This is a genomic window from Gordonia jacobaea (genome assembly GCF_001186365.1).
Classification (GTDB): Bacteria; Actinomycetota; Actinomycetes; order Mycobacteriales; family Mycobacteriaceae; genus Gordonia; species Gordonia jacobaea.
In genome coordinates, this window is the sequence record NZ_LDTZ01000016.1 from 171193 (window position 1) to 187309 (window position 16117).

The following is a 16117-nucleotide window of genomic DNA, read 5'->3' on the forward strand; positions in this document are numbered from 1 at the left end:
GTGAGGATAGTTGGTCGAGCTGCGAATTTCCGGCGGCCGTCTCAGGTTCCGTCGGCCGCGGGAATGCCCACATCACCGTCGGCGTCGGGTTCACCGGAATCGACGTCCCCAGCAGCGCTGCGATGAGTGCGGATGACTTCCACCGACTTGACCGTCGCCGCGAGAAGTGGGGCTCCGAGGACCATGCCGAGCAACCCGGCGGCGGTGCCTGCCACCATCGTCGCGAGCAATACGGCCATCGGGTGAAGCTGCAACGACGAGCCGAGTGCCCACGAACTGACGGCGCTCTGCACGGTGCCGTTGGAGATGACGAAGGTGATGGCGAGAATCAGTGCGGCAGTGGGGCCGTTGGAACCCAGTGCGATCAACACCACGAACGCCCCGGTGATCCAGGCGCCGACGAACGGGATGAAGGATAGGAAGAAGTAGAGCACGAAGATCGGAATTGCCAGCGGCACACCAAGAATCACCAGCGGGACCATGAAGATCGGTGCCGTCAGCACAGCCGTGAGCGCTGTGCCCCTGAAGTAGCCGCGAACCGATTGTCGGGTCACGGTGACGACCCCGTTGATCTCGGCCGGATCCGCGCCGGTCATGCGTGCCAGGAATGCGGGAAAACGGTCGGCATCGCGCAGCGCGAAGAAGAGGAAGAAGAGTGCGAAGAAGATGCCGATCAGCAGCGTGATGGCGCCATAGAACGTACTACTGAGCGATGCGAGAGCACCGAGCCCCACCTCGCGGGTGTGACTCTCGAGCGCGGTGCGCGCGTCCTCGAGCCACCGCGGGTCGATGTCGAGTTCGCCTACCCACCGTGTGAACGAGCGCCAGCCGAGCAGCGCTTGACCGTAGATGTCCGACCACTGGTCGACGACGCCCCAGATCACGATCGTGATCGTCCCGGCGCCGACGAGGATCGCGACGAGCAGCGCGAGGAAGACCGCGACTGTGGATGGCACGCCCATGCGGGTCAGTCGAGCGACGAGCGGTTCGAGTACCACGCTGATGATCACCGCGACGACGAGCGGGATCAGGATTCCACTCACCGCACCCAGCGCAAGCGCAGCGACGACTACGAGGGCAATGATGCCGAGTACGCACCAACTGGCCACCCCGATACGACGCAGATTCAGCGTCGCCTTCGGACCGGGATTCGCAGTAGCTGACGTGGCAGATGGCTCTTTCACCCCAGCAGGCTATCGGCAGCGCGCCGAATCGGCGCCTCAAATGGAACGGCCCGGCCGCGTCGGGGTGTCCGTCGCGGCCGGGCCGGGTAGGGGGTGGAGTCACGGCGGGGCGGGCCCGTGACACCAGGGGGTGATCAGTCGTCGTGGATGATCACACCGCGAATGTTCTTGCCGTCGCGCAGATCCTGGTAGCCCTCGTTGACCTGCTCGAGCGTGTAGGTCTGGGTGACCAGTTCGTCGAGCTTGAGCTGGCCGGCGTCGTAGAGGCGGAGCAGGCGGACGATGTCGTACTGCGGATTGGCCGAACCGAACAACGAGCCCTTGATGGTCTTCTCGTTGAGGGTGAGGTCGATGCCGGGCCAATGCACCGTGAACTTCGCGGGACTCGAGAGTCCGACGATCACGACCTGGCCACCCTTGCCGATGGAGCCGATCGCCGCGGACACCACGTCTTCGTCGACGGTGCCGACGGTGACGATCGCGGCGTCTGCACCCTGACCCCAGGACAGTTCGGTGATCTTCTCCTGAGCCTCTGCCGCAGATGCGAAAGCGTGTGTGGCGCCGAACTTCACGGCGGTGTCACGTTTGAACGCGACAGGGTCGACGACGACGACGTACTTGGCTCCGGCGTGTACAGCGCCCTGCACCGCGTTGATACCGATGCCGCCGATGCCGTAGATGACCACGATGTCGCCCGCGCGGACGTTGCCCGCGTAGACCGCCGAACCCCACCCGGTCGGCACGCCGCAGCCGACGAGGACGGCCTTGTCCAGCGGCAGCCAGTCGTCGACCTTGACCACCGAGTGCTCGCTGATCGTCGCGCGCTCGCTGAACGTGCCCAGCATGCACATGCCGCCGAAGTCCTGGCCGCCGCCGTGGAAGCGGAACGTGCCGTCGGGCAGCATGCCTTCGAGGATGGTGGCGCCCATGTCGCACAACGACTGTCGGCCCGTCGAGCAGTAGCGGCATGTGCCGCAACTCGGTACGAACGAGCAGACCACGTGATCGCCCGGCTTGACCTTGGTGACGCCGGGGCCGATCTCCTCGATGATGCCCGACCCCTCGTGGCCGCCGACCATCGGATAGCGCGGCGGCAGGTCGCCATCGGTGAGGTGGAGGTCGGAGTGGCACAGGCCCGCGGCGGTGTACTTGATCAGTACCTCGCCTTCCTTGGGGCCGTCGAGGTCGAGTTCCATGATCTCGAATGGCTTGCCCGCGTCGAGCAGTACGGCGGCTTTGGTTTTCACGGCTATTTCTCCTTGTGAATCAGTGGTGGATCGGGGTGTCGAATCAGAGCGCGACGTTGACGGCCTTGGTCTGGGTGTAGAGCTCGATCGCCGACTGGCCCAGCTCGCGTCCCCAGCCCGATTGCTTGTAGCCGCCGAACGGCATTGCGGTGTCGAAGCCGTTGTACTGGTTGACCCACACCGAACCCGCCTTGAGCTGGCGAGCGGTCTTGTGCGCCTTCGACAGATCGGTGGTCCAGATGCCTGCGGCGAGCCCGTAGATCGAATCATTCGCTGCCGCAGCCACTCCCGTGTCGGCGTCGAACGGCAGTGCCGCGACGACGGGACCGAAGATCTCCTCACGGACGATGGAGAAATCGGGCTCGACGTCGACGAACACTGTGGGCTCGATGAAGAAACCCTCGTCACCCCAACGCTTTCCGCCCGTCAGTGCGCGAGCGCCGTCGGCCAGGCCCGCAGCGAGGTAGCCCGAGACGCGGTCGAATTGTTCCTGGCTGACGAGCGGTCCGAGTTCGGTCGTCGGATCGAGGCCCGGCCCGATCTTGGCCTTCGACGCCGCTTCTGCGACGGCGGCGGTGAAGTCGTCGAAGATGGGGCGTTCGACGAAGAGTCGCGTTCCGGCGACGCAGCACTGGCCGTGGTTGAACATCCACGCTGCGACCGAACCGGCGACGGCCTGCTCGAAGTCGGCGTCGGCGAAGACGATGTTGGGGCTCTTGCCGCCGAGCTCGAGCGAGACCTTCTTGAGGTTGCCCTTCGACGCGTCGACGATTTTTTTGCCGACCTCGGTGGAACCGGTGAAGGCGATCTTGTCGACGTCGTCGTGCGCGGCGAGTGCGGCGCCCGCGTCGCCGAAGCCGGTGACGATGTTGACGACGCCGGGCGGGAAGCCCGCTTCGGTGAACACTTCGCCGAGCAACAGCGCCGTCAGCGGGGTCTGTTCGGCCGGCTTGAGGATGACGGTGTTGCCCGCCGCGAGCGCCGGGGCCAGCTTGAACGACGCCATCAGGAGTGGGAAGTTCCACGGAACGATCAGGCCGCAGACGCCGACGGGCTCGCGCAGCGTGTAGGCGTGGAACTCGCCGCCCGGCACGAACGGCATCGAGACGTCGACGGTGCTGCCGGTGATCTTGGTTGCCAGACCCGCGTTGTAGCGGAAGATGTCTGCCGACCAGGCGGTGTCGACGGCGGTCGCGATGGTGGCGGCCTTGCCGTTGTCGAGGGCTTCGAGCTGGCCGAACTCTTCGGCGCGCTCGTTGAGGATGTCGCCGACGCGCCAGAGCAGACGCTCACGCTCGTTGGGCTTCATGCGCGACCACGGGCCGTCGTCGAATGCCTTGCGCGCGGCGCGGACAGCGCGGTCGATGTCGGTGGCGTCGCCGCGGGCGACCGATGTCAGCGTGCGTCCGTTGGCGGGATCGATTGTTTCGAAGGTCGCACCGGATGCGGCGGTGACCCACTCACCTCCGATCAGCATCGGTCGATCGGTCGAGATGAAATCCCGGACCTTGGTTGCCAGTTCGGGTGCGACAGCGGTCATGCGTCCTCCTGCTCGAGCGTGCAGATCGTGATCTGCGTCATAGACGCGGATCTCTCTATAGTTCTGCCACTGCTCGCGCGGGACGAAGTGTCCAGAAACTGAACACTGCGATGAACACACGTCGGGACCGTGCCGACGGGTGACCCGCGAAGAGGGGGCCGGCGCGTCGACCCGTCTAATCGGAGTCGGCCCGCGGCAGGCTGCCCACCGTGTGGAGTGCAATGTCGACGTACTTTTCCGCCACCAACTGCGGGGTCAGCGGCCCGTCGTCGTGAAACCATCGCGGGATCGATTGGCACATGGCGAGAACCGCTCTGGTGGTTTCGGCGACGTCGCTGACGTGCATGACGCCGGTGGCTGTTCCGGTCTGCACGATGTCGAGGACCAGATCTTCGATCCCCTTGCGAAACACGCGATATCGCAACCGGTTCTCGGAGCTCGCATATCGAATCTCGCCTTCGACAGCCGCCAGCCGGACTCGACCCGTCATGACCAGGACGATCGATTCGATGACGTTGGCCAACTCGGTGACCGGGTCTCCCGCTGCAGCAGCCCTGGCAGCGTGGGCTCGCGCGAGCACGTCGCCGGTCGAGTACTCCAGAAGGGCCAGCAGGATGCCCTCTTTGCTCTTGTGGTGGTAGTAGAGGGCAGGGACCGTGACACCGACCTTCGCGGCGATCTGCCGCACGGAGGTGCCATGAAATCCGTTGTCGTAGAACGCCTCGAGCGCTGCCTGCAGGATCGGTGACAGCTCCGGTGGGTCGACGCGACGCCAACCGGGCGGCGTCGTGTCAGCATCCGCTCCCGCGGTCGACGCCGTCATGAGGACCCTAACTATCGCTCGATAAGTTCGGGTTCATCCTAGCGCGAGGCGGCCCTCAGATCCCCAGTGCGCGGATGCGCGCGTACAGGGTGGTGCGGCTGATGCCCAGGTCGCGGGCCGCGTGCACCTTGTTGCCGGTGTGCCGGTCGAGTGCCTCGAGAATGGCTGCGCGCTCGGCTTGTTCGCGTCCGGAGAGGTGGGCTGCCCGGCTGGTCGTGCGATGGTCGGCGGGCAGATCGGCGGGTTCGATCGCCCGCGCGCCACGAGCCTCGCACGAGCGCACGGCCCGCCGCAGCACCGAGGACAGTTCGACGAGGTTCCCGGGCCACTCCTGGCAGACGAGGGCCTCCAGCGTCGGCGCGCTGACCGAGTGCACCGGGGGTGAACCTGGTGCTGTTCCCGGGGCGATGTCGGTGAGCATCTCGTCGACGATGTCGGCCAGTTCGGAGGTGCGGTTGCGCAGCGCGGGGACGTCGATGCGCGTGGCGCACCTGGCAGTCAGTGCCGCGACGGTGGTTCGCGACTGATCCGGCGGCCCGGCGACGAGGACGAGCGGCGCTGTCTTGTCCGCCGTGCGGCACGCGGCCGCCAGGATGGTGAGCGACCTGTCGTCGAGCAGGTCGACGCCGTCGACGATCAGCGCGCGTGAGCGGCGTCGTGAATCGCCGATCAGGGCGCCGATGTCCGGCTGGTCGCCGGTGATCAACAGCTCGGCGACGTCGACGGTCATGGCGTCGGGTCCGGCCATCGAGCGAGCTCTGGTGCTGCGTCCGGTTCCGGGTTCGCCGGTGATCGCGGTGGTGGCCTGTCGCGTCGACGGCAGGTCGGTGCGGACCATCGGCCGTGCGGTCGACGCGTTGGGTCGCAGACCGAACAGCGCCGCCCCGCGGGCACCCACGACGGGTGTGGCGAGCACCTCGACGTCGACGCCGGATGCAAGGACCAGTTGCAGGGTGGTCTCCCGTAGTGCGGGGTCGGCGGCGACCGCACGTAATGCCGCGATATCGGTCGGCGAGAGTAGTTCTGCCGCACGTGAATTGGTGAGTTGCAGGTCTTCGCTGATCGCAGCGACGGCGACGTCGCGACGGGGTGCCGCGCGCTGGAATGCGTCGAGAACCCGACGCTGCTGGGCGCGTGAGCGGTCGAGGAGGCGGTCGGCGATATCGCCGACGATGCCGGTCACGAGGGGTACGGCAAGAGGGTTCATGCGGTCGGCGATCTCCGTCATGCACAGGATGCCTGCGAGGCGACGGGTGGCCGGGTGGATGATGGGCGCGCCAAAGCAGCTGAGCGACTTGAACTGCTCCAGGTAATGCTCGCGTCCGTTGACGGCCAATCCCCGACGTATCTCGGCGGGCGTGCCCAGCGCCGTGGTGCCGACGGTCTCCTCGCCGAGGTCGACGCCGGGTGTTGCGCCGACCCTGTCGAGTGCACGGTCGACGGTGGTGCCGAGGCAGACGCGGGAGACCATCCGGCACTCATGGTCGACGAGCAGTAGTGACGTGCCGGTGTCTGCGAGGCGTGCGGCGGCGTCGTCGAGAACTGGGCGAGCGGCGTCGAGTAGGACATCCGAGCGTGAGGCGTCGTCGACGAGCTCGGGGAGCGGGCTGTCGGGTTGGACGCCGGACAGCGCGGAGCGGCGCCACGACTGCGCGATCACAGCGCGTTGCGGCGCACTCTCCGATGAGGCGAACGATGTGTCGATGGTCACAACATGACACAGAATCGTCGCGAATGAAAGGTTGCGTGCCAGGGTCGTCGCCGGATGCGCGCACCGACCCGTTCATGGCCGAACTGTTCACTACGGTGGGGGAATGGCAACTCCGGCACCTGACGGCGTCCAATCCACTGACGGCGTCCAATCCACTGCCGACGTCGAATCCACTGACGACGTCGAGTCCACCGAGATCGCAACCTTCGATGCGCCCCGTGGTCGGGTCGTCGGCACGGTCGACGGTCCAGTCATTCGTGCGCGGGCCATCCCGTACGCCCGTGCCGATCGGTTTGCGGCGCCGGAGCCGGTTGCGCCGTGGACGGTTCCGCACCGCAGCGATGACCCCGCAGCCGCGTGCCCGCAGGTGTCCAGTCCGCTCGTGACGATGATGCTCGGCGGTCCGGCGACCAGTCTCGTCGCCGACGAGGACTGCCAGCGGTTGACCATCACGCGGCCCACTCGGGAGTTCGACGCCCCGCTACCGGTGCTGGTGTGGGTGCACGGCGGATCGTATGTGCTCGGCGCGGGCGACGAGCCGCACCACGACCCGAGCGCGCTGGTGTCTGAGCACAACGTGATCGTTGTGGCCGTCACCTACCGGCTCGGCGTGCTCGGGTTCCTCGGGGACGGCTCGCAGGAGCGTCCGGCGAACCTGGGACTGCTCGACCTCATCGCGGCGCTGGACTGGGTGCACGAGAACATCGCGGCGTTCGGTGGCGACCCCGATCAGGTCACCTGCGCCGGGCAATCCGCAGGCGCCGACGCAGTGGCGCACCTGATGACCGTGCCGCGCGCTGCCCGGCGTTTTCGACGGGCGATCCTGCAGAGCGCACCCTTCGGTATCCGCTGGAACCGCAGTGACATGGCCCGCGAGGTATTCGCGCGCACAAGCCATTTCGACGCCGAGACGCCTATCGGCGAGATTCTCGCGACGCAGCAGAAGCTGATCGTCGACGGGCCGCGGTACGGGCTGACGGGAGCGATGCCGTTGGGTGTGCAGTACGGGATTGAGCCGCTTCCCGCGGAGCCCGACGTCGAGGATGCGTGGGCGGCGTCGGCTCCCGACATCGACCTGCTGGTCGGCTGCACCCGCGACGAGATCGAGTTCTTCGTCCCCGGCGTTCCGATCGCCGAGACGGCGTCGCACTTCCCGGTGTTGGGCAGACCGATTCGACGCTTCGCCACCTCACTGATCACCCGCAAGGTCTACACCGCACCGACCGCCGACTTCGCGCGTAAACACGCGGCGGCGGGCGGCAGCGTCGTCGACTATCGGTTGCACTGGCACGCACCGGGGAACGCGCTCGGCGCCGCGCACTGCGTCGATTTGCCCCTGCTCTTCGGCGTCGAGGAACAGTGGGCGGGTGCGCAGTTGCTCGAGGGTGCGACGTGGTCGCAGGTCGACGAGGCCGGCCGGATACTGCGCGCCATCTGGGGTCGCTTCGTCCGTGGTGAGGATCTCGGCGAGCGCCAACCCGACGACGCGCGATCGGTGCTGCGGTATCGGCGGGTGTCGGCGTAGGTCGGCGGCATCCGGGCACCACGACCTGACTAGCGTGGTGTGTATGCGCGTGGCGACCTGGAACGTGAACTCAGTCAAACAACGCATCCCGCGACTGCTGCCGTGGCTCGACGAACGCTCACCCGACGTGGTCTGCCTGCAGGAGACCAAACTCTCCGACGACGTGTTCGACACCGTCCTCGGCCCCGAATTCACTGAGCGCGGTTACCAATTCGCGCACGTGGGGCAGGGGCAGTGGAACGGGGTCGCGATCTTGTCGAAGGTCGGACTCGACGACGTTGTCGCCAACTTCGACGGCGCGCCCGGCTTCCCCGACCCCGCGTCGGCGCCGGAGGCCCGCGCTGTCTCGGCGGTGTGCGGGGGAGTGCGCATCTACTCGCTGTACGTACCCAACGGCCGCGAACCCGACTCGGATCACTACCAGTACAAGCTGTCGTGGTTGGAGCGGTTGCGCGAGGTCGTCGCGGCCGGCACGGGCGTCGACGCTCCGTCGAACATGATGCTGTGCGGCGACGTGAACATCGCGCCCGCCAACGCCGACGTCTACGACCCGGCCGCGTTTGCCGGCCACACGCACGTGACCGTCGCCGAGAGGTCGGCGCTCGAAGACATCGAGGGACTCGGGCTGCGCGACGTCGTGCGCGATCGCTGGCCCGACGAGCGGGTGTTCAGCTACTGGGACTATCGGGCGGGCATGTTCCACAAGGACCTCGGCATGCGTATCGACCTGATCCTCGCCGGCGCCGATGTGGCCGCCCGGGCGAAGGCCGCGTGGGTCGACCGCGCCGCGCGCAAGGGCACCAAACCCAGCGACCACGCCCCGGTCGTGGTCGACCTCGACACCGCCCCCGACGGCGACATCGGGCCGATGGTGCCCCCGCCTTCGAACCCCGCCCGCAAGGGCGCCACCGCCCGTTTGCCGCAGGCGAAGTAGGCGCGGGGAACCGCCCATAACGCTAAATGTGTGTCGTATCGAAAGATGTGGGTGCTCCAGCACACAGATCCTTCGATTCGACACACATCCAGCCCGGCCGGGATGGGGCTCGATCAGCGGCATGGGGCTCGATCAGCGGGCAGAAAGTAGGGGAAACGACGCTGACGCCAGTTATGCCCCGCATCCGTCTACTCGCGCCCGCGTCTGTCGTGGCGTGACAGCATCGGGCCATGACCTCGCAGAGCCGGCCGACCCGACGCACCCCGCGCGCCGAGTGGCGCGGAATTCTCACCAGGCGTCGCGGAGACCCGCTTCCGCCCAGACGCGCGGCGTCGAGATTGTCGGCGTACGTCTACGGCAACATCATGGTGCTGGCGGCGCTGGTGACGGCGTCGGCTCACGCGGTCGAGAACGGCGATGCGACCTGGCTGGTGCTCGGGACCGGCCTCACCACCTACGTCGCCCACGTCTTCGCCGACCTGGTCGCGGGCAGCAGCATCCCGGAGGCACACGGTCAGGACGCTCAGGCCCACGATTCGGCAGCCCCCGACGCCCAGGCCCCCACGCATGAGCGACCGGGCGACGCGGCCCGTCGGCACGTGCGCCACGAGCTGCGTGATGCGACGCCGATCATCTCGTCGGCGATCCTTCCCGCTATCGCTTTGGCGCTCGGCTGGGCGGATGTGTTGCCGACGGCGTGGGCGCACGGGATCGCGGGAGCGGTCGTGGTGCTGCGCATTGCGAGCGTGCCGATCGTCGTCGCGCGTGTGCGCGGAGAAGAGGTCAGCATGAAGGTGATCGTCGCGGGTCTCCTCACGGCTGCGCTCGCCGCCGTGGTCGTGCTGCTCAAGGTTCTTCTCGCGCACTGATGCAGCGGTACCCTCGCGCGTATCGGGTCCCTACCAGCGACGATGCCGGGAACAAGAGACCGTTGACGGTCGTTGGAAGCCCGTATACGTCACCGACTGTTCAGCTCCCGGAGAGCTGCAGGTCGGACTGTGGATCCGTTTTTTGACCTGTGGAAATCAGGTCGGTAGAGTGGATCGTCGGTGCCCGGCTGCCCGGGCAACGTCCGCATGCCCTCGCCGGGTTACCGGTGGCGATCGGATCGAGATCATTCTCTCCCAGAGAAGGCCTCGGCACACGCCAGGCGCGCCGGACTACACCAAGCCAGTCCGCTGTCGGGTGCTTGACACGCCCGACCTCGGGGTAGCAATAACTGTACTGACCAGCACAGAAGTGCCGGTGGGGCGAGTTGTGGAAGCAACCAGAATCGGATTTATCCACTCTGAGCGCTTGCCCGGAGCACAAACCACGACACGACGACAACAGAGGAATGAAACTCACAAGTGCCAACGATTAACCAACTGGTCCGCAAGGGCCGTCACGACAAGACCGCCAAGAAGAAGACGGCGGCCCTCAAGGGAAGCCCGCAGCGTCGCGGCGTGTGCACCCGCGTCTACACCACCACCCCCAAGAAGCCGAACTCCGCGCTCCGTAAGGTCGCCCGCGTGCGCCTGACGAGCTCCGTCGAGGTCACCGCTTACATCCCGGGTGAAGGCCACAACCTCCAGGAGCACTCGATGGTGCTCGTGCGCGGCGGTCGTGTGAAGGACCTCCCCGGTGTTCGCTACCGCATCATCCGCGGCTCGCTCGACACCCAGGGTGTCAAGGACCGCAAGCAGGCTCGCAGCCGCTACGGCGCCAAGAAGGGAAGCTGATAAGCGATGCCACGTAAAGGACCCGCACCCAAGCGCCCCCTCGTCAACGACCCGGTCTACGGCTCGACGCTGGTTACCCAGCTCGTGAACAAGATCCTCCTCGACGGCAAGAAGTCGACTGCCGAGCGCATCGTCTACCAGGCCCTCGAGCAGGCTCGTGAGAAGACCGGCACCGATCCGGTCGTCACCCTCAAGCGCGCGCTCGACAACGTCAAGCCGACCCTCGAGGTCAAGAGCCGCCGCGTCGGCGGTGCCACCTACCAGGTGCCCGTCGAGGTCAAGCCGAACCGCGCCAACACCCTCGCACTGCGTTGGCTGGTGACCTTCAGCCGCCAGCGTCGTGAGAAGACCATGGTCGAGCGCCTGGCCAACGAGCTGCTCGACGCCTCCAACGGCCTCGGCGCTTCGGTCAAGCGTCGCGAGGACACCCACAAGATGGCAGAAGCCAACCGGGCGTTCGCGCACTACCGCTGGTGACGTAACCGCCCACGGGCACTGGCCGCTCGGAGCGGAGCGAAGAGCGGCCAGTCCACCCGAGCTTGCGAGGGTGGGCTGCGCAGCCGCGGCTAGAAACAAGACAGCCTTTAGTCCCAAGATTTCCCGAAGGGAACGGAATGGCACAGGAAGTGCTCAGCGACCTGAAAAAGGTCCGCAACATCGGCATCATGGCCCACATCGATGCCGGCAAGACCACCGCGACCGAGCGAATCCTCTTCTACACCGGTGTCAACTACAAGATCGGTGAAACCCACGACGGTGCTTCGACCACCGACTGGATGGAGCAGGAGAAGGAGCGGGGGATCACCATCACCTCCGCCGCCGTGACGTGCTTCTGGAACGGCAACCAGATCAACATCATCGACACCCCCGGCCACGTCGACTTCACCGTCGAGGTCGAGCGCAGCCTGCGCGTGCTCGACGGTGCCGTTGCCGTCTTCGACGGCAAGGAAGGCGTGGAGCCGCAGTCCGAGCAGGTCTGGCGGCAGGCCGAGAAGTACGACGTCCCGCGTATCTGCTTCGTCAACAAGATGGACAAGCTGGGCGCCGACTTCTTCTTCACCGTGCGCACCATCGAGGAGCGCCTCGGCGCGAAGCCGCTGGTTCTTCAGCTTCCGATCGGCGCCGAGGACAACTTCGACGGCGTCGTCGACCTGATCGAGCAGAAGGCGATCACCTGGCGCGGCACCGTCGAGATCGGTGCAGAGCCGACCATCGAGGAGATCCCCGCTGATCTCGTCGACCAGGCTGCGGAGTACCGCGAGAAGCTGCTCGAGATCGTCGCCGAGAGCGACGAGGCTCTGCTCGAGAAGTACTTCGGCGGTGAGGAGCTCTCGGTCGAGGAGATCAAGGGCGCCATCCGCAAGCTGACGATCGCGCGTGAGTACTACCCGGTCATCTGCGGTTCGGCCTTCAAGAACAAGGGCGTTCAGCCGATGCTCGATGCGATCATCGACTACCTGCCGTCCCCGCTGGACGTGCCGAGCGTCGAGGGTCACGCCGTTGGCAACGAAGAGGAGATCCTCTCTCGTAAGCCCAGCGCAGACGAGCCGTTCTCCGCACTGGCGTTCAAGATCGCCGCGCATCCGTTCTTCGGCAAGCTGACCTTCGTTCGTGTGTACTCCGGCCACATCACGGCGGGCACCCAGGTGCTCAACGCGACAAAGGGCAAGAAGGAGCGCATCGGCAAGCTCTTCCAGATGCATGCCAACAAGGAAATGCCGGTCGAGGACGCCACCGCGGGCCACATCTACGCGATGATCGGTCTCAAGGACACCACCACCGGCGACACCCTGTGCGACCCGAGCGCGCCCATCGTCCTCGAGTCGATGAGCTTCCCGGACCCGGTCATCAACGTCTCGATCGAGCCCAAGACCAAGTCCGACCAGGAGAAGCTCGGTACCGCGATCCAGAAGCTCGCCGAAGAGGACCCGACGTTCTCCGTGCAGCTCGACGACGAGACCGGCCAGACCGTCATCGGCGGTATGGGTGAGCTCCACCTCGACATCCTCGTCGACCGCATGAAGCGCGAGTTCAAGGTCGAGGCCAACGTGGGTAAGCCCCAGGTTGCCTACCGCGAGACGATCCGCAAGGCCGTCGACAAGCACGAGTACACGCACAAGAAGCAGACCGGCGGTTCGGGCCAGTTCGCGAAGGTCATCATCAAGCTCGAGCCCCTCGTGGATGCCGAGGATGGTGCGACCTACGAGTTCGTGAACGCCGTCACCGGTGGTCGCGTCCCGCGCGAGTACATTCCGTCGGTCGACGCCGGCGCGCAGGATGCCATGCAGTACGGTGTCCTCGCCGGCTACCCGCTGGTCAACTTGAAGGTCACGCTGCTCGACGGTCAGTACCACGACGTCGACTCGTCGGAAATGGCCTTCAAGATCGCCGGTTCGCAGGCCCTCAAGGAAGCTGCGAAGATGGCGAGCCCGGTCATCCTGGAGCCGATCATGGCCGTTGAGGTCACGACTCCTGAGGATTACATGGGCGACGTGATCGGCGACCTGAACTCCCGCCGTGGCCAGATCCAGGCCATGGAGGAGCGCAGTGGTGCACGTGTCGTCAAGGCACAGGTGCCGCTGTCGGAGATGTTCGGCTACATCGGCGACCTCCGGTCGCGGACCCAGGGCCGAGCTAACTACTCCATGGTGTTCGACTCGTACGCCGAGGTTCCGGCGAACGTGTCGAAGGAGATCATCGCCAAGGCCACCGGCGAGTAATTCGCCGGCCGGTCTCCGGCTTTGACCGCGCGCCAACGGCGCACGCGTCGTGCGGGCACGCAGTGTGTTCCGCGCGGGCACGCAATGTGACCCGTGCGGGCACGCAATACGGGTGTTCGTACGACGCGGACAACGTAAGAGAAAACCCCTGCTGGGATCCGCCCAGTAGAGCAACACAGTCCAGGAGGACAAACAAGTGGCGAAGGCGAAGTTCGAGCGGACCAAGCCGCACGTGAACATCGGCACCATCGGTCACGTCGACCACGGCAAGACCACCCTGACCGCGGCCATCACCAAGGTCCTGCACGACAAGTATCCGGAGCTCAACAAGGCATCTGCCTTCGACGAGATCGACAAGGCTCCGGAGGAGAAGGCTCGTGGTATCACGATCAACATCTCCCACGTCGAGTACGAGACCGAGAAGCGCCACTACGCGCACGTTGATGCCCCGGGTCACGCCGACTACATCAAGAACATGATCACCGGTGCTGCTCAGATGGACGGCGCGATCCTCGTGGTCGCCGCCACTGACGGCCCGATGCCGCAGACCCGCGAGCACGTGCTGCTGGCCCGCCAGGTCGGTGTTCCTTACATCCTGGTCGCCCTGAACAAGGCCGACATGGTCGACGACGAAGAGATCATCGAGCTCGTCGAGATGGAGGTCCGCGAACTGCTGGCCGCCCAGGACTTCGACGAGGACGCTCCGGTCGTCAAGGTGTCGGCACTCAAGGCTCTCGAGGGCGACGCCGAGTGGGTCAAGTCCGTCGAGGACCTGATGGACGCTGTCGACGAGTCGATCCCGGATCCGGTTCGCGAGACCGACAAGCCGTTCCTGATGCCCGTCGAGGACGTCTTCACGATCACCGGCCGCGGCACCGTGGTCACCGGTCGTGTGGAGCGCGGCGAGGTCAACGTGAACGAGGAAGTCGAGATCGTCGGCATCCGCGAGAAGTCGACCAAGACCACGGTCACCGGCATCGAGATGTTCCACAAGCTGCTCGATTCGGCTCAGGCAGGCGACAACGCCGGTCTGCTGCTCCGCGGCCTCAAGCGTGAGGACGTCGAGCGTGGCCAGGTCATCGTGAAGCCGGGCACCACGACCCCGCACACCGAGTTCGAGGGCCAGGCATACATCCTGTCCAAGGACGAGGGCGGCCGTCACACCCCGTTCTTCAACAACTACCGTCCGCAGTTCTACTTCCGTACCACGGACGTGACCGGCGTCGTTACCCTCCCCGAGGGCACCGAGATGGTCATGCCGGGCGACAACACCGAGATGAGCGTCAAGCTCATCCAGCCTGTCGCCATGGACGAGGGCCTGCGCTTCGCCATCCGCGAGGGTGGCCGCACCGTTGGTGCGGGTCGAGTCACCAAGATCATCAAGTGATTTAGTTTCACCGATGATCTGACTCACTGAGTCAACGAAAGGCGCCCGGTCACGAAAGTGGCCGGGCGCCTTTCATTTTCCTCGGCCCCGCCAGAGGATTCGACGACGCGCTCGGGGTGGCGACCACAGTCCGGTGTCGGTCAGGTGTGCGACGAAACCGGTTGCGTCGCGCGAGGATCCGGTCGGCGCCCGCCCGCGTGCCCAGGCGACGAAAGCGTCGTCGAACTGTGTCCCGAGATGTGCACGAACTTGCGGGAGCCGCCGCGCGACTTCACCACATCGCTTGCGCAGCAACGCATTCTCCGTTGCTTTCAGACGATCGACGTCGAATCCCGGCGGAGGCGAGCCGCCCGAGACGAGCGCGCTCACCAGAGCGCTCTGGCGTTCGGCGAGTGTCGGTATGCCGTCTGGGTGCGATTCGACAGGGTGCGATTCGATGGTGTCGCGCGCGTTCATGATGCGTTCTCCCAGGGGCGATTCCACATCGGCCGGTCGACGTCCGCGGCGTCGGCGATGGCGTTCAACTCATCGACGAGTTCGGTTGCCGGCGGATAGTGCCCGTCACGCTCGAGCAGGAACGCGCCGGTACGACCTGTTGCCGCGAGTTGTGTGACCAAGGCGAGCACGTCGTCTGGCACCGGGGCCGTGTGGGTGTCGTGGTAGAGCTGGCCGTCGGGCTCGCCGCCTGCCACATGGCAGTATGCGACCCGATCGAGGGGGAGTCTTGCGAGGTCCGAGGCGGGATCGGAACCCCGATTGACAGCGCACGCATAGACATTCGCGACGTCGATGAGGAGGTACACGCCGGTGCGCTCGACGAGTTCGGCAAGGAACTCGGCGTCGGTGTACTCGTCGTCGGGCCACTCGAACAGCGACGCGATGTTCTCCACCGCAAGTGGCACGGGTAGGCAGTCCTGGGTGCGTCGAATATTGTCGGTCAGCGCATCGAGGGCCTCGCGACTACGTGGGACCGGGAGGAGGTGTCCCGCCTCGACACCGCCTGCTCGGACGAAGGCGATGTGTTCGCTGACCAATGGTGCGTTGAGAGTCTCGGCGCAGCGAGTCAGTACTGAGATTTGCTGTGCGGTAACGGGTTCTGCACCTCCGAGTGAGAGTCCCACGCCGTGCGGGATGATCGGGACGTTCAGTGCCATGAGGTCGGGAAGCCAGCAGTGGGGGTCGTCGAGTACGGGTACCGACTCCGCGATGACCTCACAGAATCCGAGGCCCGACAGTTGTGCGATCACCCCGGAGATCTCCGGACGCCAACCGATACCGATTCCGGCAGGCAATTCAGTTGTCATGGGACTGCTCCTTTTCGTGTC

At 65.9% G+C, this 16117-nt stretch carries 14 protein-coding genes; 7 read left to right on the forward strand and 7 right to left on the reverse strand.

The genetic code is table 11. The annotated features are described in order from the left end of the window. Positions 1 to 41: 41 nt before the first annotated feature. The 5 genes from ABW18_RS09620 to ABW18_RS09640 all read right to left on the reverse strand — a co-directional run bounded on the left by ABW18_RS09620 (position 42) and on the right by ABW18_RS09640 (position 6505). Complete coding sequence (locus ABW18_RS09620) at positions 42 to 1184, reverse strand: AI-2E family transporter (RefSeq protein WP_049698783.1); 1143 nt, start codon at positions 1182 to 1184, stop codon at positions 42 to 44. 134 nt (positions 1185 to 1318) lie between these two features. Next, positions 1319 to 2431 (reverse strand): NDMA-dependent alcohol dehydrogenase, encoded by a 1113-nt coding sequence (locus ABW18_RS09625; protein ID WP_049698784.1) that lies wholly within the window; start codon positions 2429 to 2431, stop codon positions 1319 to 1321. A gap of 43 nt (positions 2432 to 2474) precedes the next feature. After that, positions 2475 to 3971, reverse strand: coding sequence for an aldehyde dehydrogenase family protein (locus tag ABW18_RS09630; RefSeq protein ID WP_049698785.1), 1497 nt, complete (start codon positions 3969 to 3971; stop codon positions 2475 to 2477). 175 nt (positions 3972 to 4146) lie between these two features. Beyond that, positions 4147 to 4794: a TetR/AcrR family transcriptional regulator gene (locus tag ABW18_RS09635; protein ID WP_049698786.1), complete on the reverse strand. Its 648-nt coding sequence runs from the start codon at positions 4792 to 4794 to the stop codon at positions 4147 to 4149. A 55-nt stretch (positions 4795 to 4849) separates the two neighbouring features. Continuing rightward, positions 4850 to 6505 carry a sigma-54-dependent Fis family transcriptional regulator gene (locus ABW18_RS09640; RefSeq protein WP_049698787.1) on the reverse strand — a complete coding sequence of 552 codons (1656 nt, stop codon included), beginning with the start codon at positions 6503 to 6505 and terminating at the stop codon, positions 4850 to 4852. A gap of 103 nt (positions 6506 to 6608) precedes the next feature. On the opposite strand from ABW18_RS09640, the gene ABW18_RS09645 reads away from it, so the two are divergent. The 7 genes from ABW18_RS09645 to tuf all read left to right on the forward strand — a co-directional run bounded on the left by ABW18_RS09645 (position 6609) and on the right by tuf (position 14792). Beyond that, positions 6609 to 8030, forward strand: coding sequence for a carboxylesterase family protein (locus tag ABW18_RS09645; RefSeq protein ID WP_083444355.1), 1422 nt, complete (start codon positions 6609 to 6611; stop codon positions 8028 to 8030). A gap of 43 nt (positions 8031 to 8073) precedes the next feature. After that, the gene (locus ABW18_RS09650) at positions 8074 to 8964 is read left to right on the forward strand and encodes an exodeoxyribonuclease III (RefSeq protein WP_049698788.1); all 891 of its coding nucleotides are present in this window, start codon (positions 8074 to 8076) and stop codon (positions 8962 to 8964) included. A gap of 230 nt (positions 8965 to 9194) precedes the next feature. Continuing rightward, on the forward strand, positions 9195 to 9833 hold the full coding sequence (locus ABW18_RS09655) for a hypothetical protein (protein WP_049698789.1): 639 nt from the start codon (positions 9195 to 9197) through the stop codon (positions 9831 to 9833). A 480-nt stretch (positions 9834 to 10313) separates the two neighbouring features. After that, the gene (gene rpsL, locus ABW18_RS09660; protein WP_005170078.1) at positions 10314 to 10685 is read left to right on the forward strand and encodes a 30S ribosomal protein S12; all 372 of its coding nucleotides are present in this window, start codon (positions 10314 to 10316) and stop codon (positions 10683 to 10685) included. A gap of 6 nt (positions 10686 to 10691) precedes the next feature. After that, the gene (rpsG, locus tag ABW18_RS09665; protein ID WP_005170081.1) at positions 10692 to 11162 is read left to right on the forward strand and encodes a 30S ribosomal protein S7; all 471 of its coding nucleotides are present in this window, start codon (positions 10692 to 10694) and stop codon (positions 11160 to 11162) included. 137 nt (positions 11163 to 11299) lie between these two features. Next, on the forward strand, positions 11300 to 13405 hold the full coding sequence (gene fusA, locus ABW18_RS09670) for an elongation factor G (RefSeq protein ID WP_049698790.1): 2106 nt from the start codon (positions 11300 to 11302) through the stop codon (positions 13403 to 13405). A 196-nt stretch (positions 13406 to 13601) separates the two neighbouring features. Further along, positions 13602 to 14792: an elongation factor Tu gene (gene tuf / locus ABW18_RS09675; RefSeq protein WP_049698791.1), complete on the forward strand. Its 1191-nt coding sequence runs from the start codon at positions 13602 to 13604 to the stop codon at positions 14790 to 14792. Positions 14793 to 14864: 72 nt separating this feature from the next. Here the strand turns inward: tuf and ABW18_RS09680 are convergent, their stop codons facing one another. Together ABW18_RS09680 and ABW18_RS09685 are read right to left on the reverse strand one after the other, a co-directional pair. After that, positions 14865 to 15248: an SCO6045 C-terminal-like domain-containing protein gene (locus tag ABW18_RS09680; protein ID WP_235434341.1), complete on the reverse strand. Its 384-nt coding sequence runs from the start codon at positions 15246 to 15248 to the stop codon at positions 14865 to 14867. Beyond that, positions 15245 to 16096 (reverse strand): MbnB/TglH/ChrH family RiPP precursor modification enzyme, encoded by an 852-nt coding sequence (locus ABW18_RS09685; protein WP_049698792.1) that lies wholly within the window; start codon positions 16094 to 16096, stop codon positions 15245 to 15247. The genes ABW18_RS09680 and ABW18_RS09685 overlap by 4 nt, the downstream gene beginning before the upstream one ends. Positions 16097 to 16117: the final 21 nt, after the last annotated feature.

What these genes read in the sequence shown, in the direction of transcription:
- fusA (WP_049698790.1), top strand. Translation starts at nt 11,300, where the DNA reads ATGGCACAGGAAGTGCTCAGCGACCTGAAAAAGGTCCGCAACATCGGC.
- rpsG (WP_005170081.1), top strand. Translation starts at nt 10,692, where the DNA reads ATGCCACGTAAAGGACCCGCACCCAAGCGCCCCCTCGTCAACGACCCG.
- ABW18_RS09645 (WP_083444355.1), top strand. Translation starts at nt 6,609, where the DNA reads ATGGCAACTCCGGCACCTGACGGCGTCCAATCCACTGACGGCGTCCAA.
- ABW18_RS09655 (WP_049698789.1), top strand. Translation starts at nt 9,195, where the DNA reads ATGACCTCGCAGAGCCGGCCGACCCGACGCACCCCGCGCGCCGAGTGG.
- ABW18_RS09685 (WP_049698792.1), bottom strand. Translation starts at nt 16,096, where the DNA reads ATGACAACTGAATTGCCTGCCGGAATCGGTATCGGTTGGCGTCCGGAG.
- ABW18_RS09630 (WP_049698785.1), bottom strand. Translation starts at nt 3,971, where the DNA reads ATGACCGCTGTCGCACCCGAACTGGCAACCAAGGTCCGGGATTTCATC.
- ABW18_RS09635 (WP_049698786.1), bottom strand. Translation starts at nt 4,794, where the DNA reads ATGACGGCGTCGACCGCGGGAGCGGATGCTGACACGACGCCGCCCGGT.
- ABW18_RS09680 (WP_235434341.1), bottom strand. Translation starts at nt 15,248, where the DNA reads ATGAACGCGCGCGACACCATCGAATCGCACCCTGTCGAATCGCACCCA.
- ABW18_RS09650 (WP_049698788.1), top strand. Translation starts at nt 8,074, where the DNA reads ATGCGCGTGGCGACCTGGAACGTGAACTCAGTCAAACAACGCATCCCG.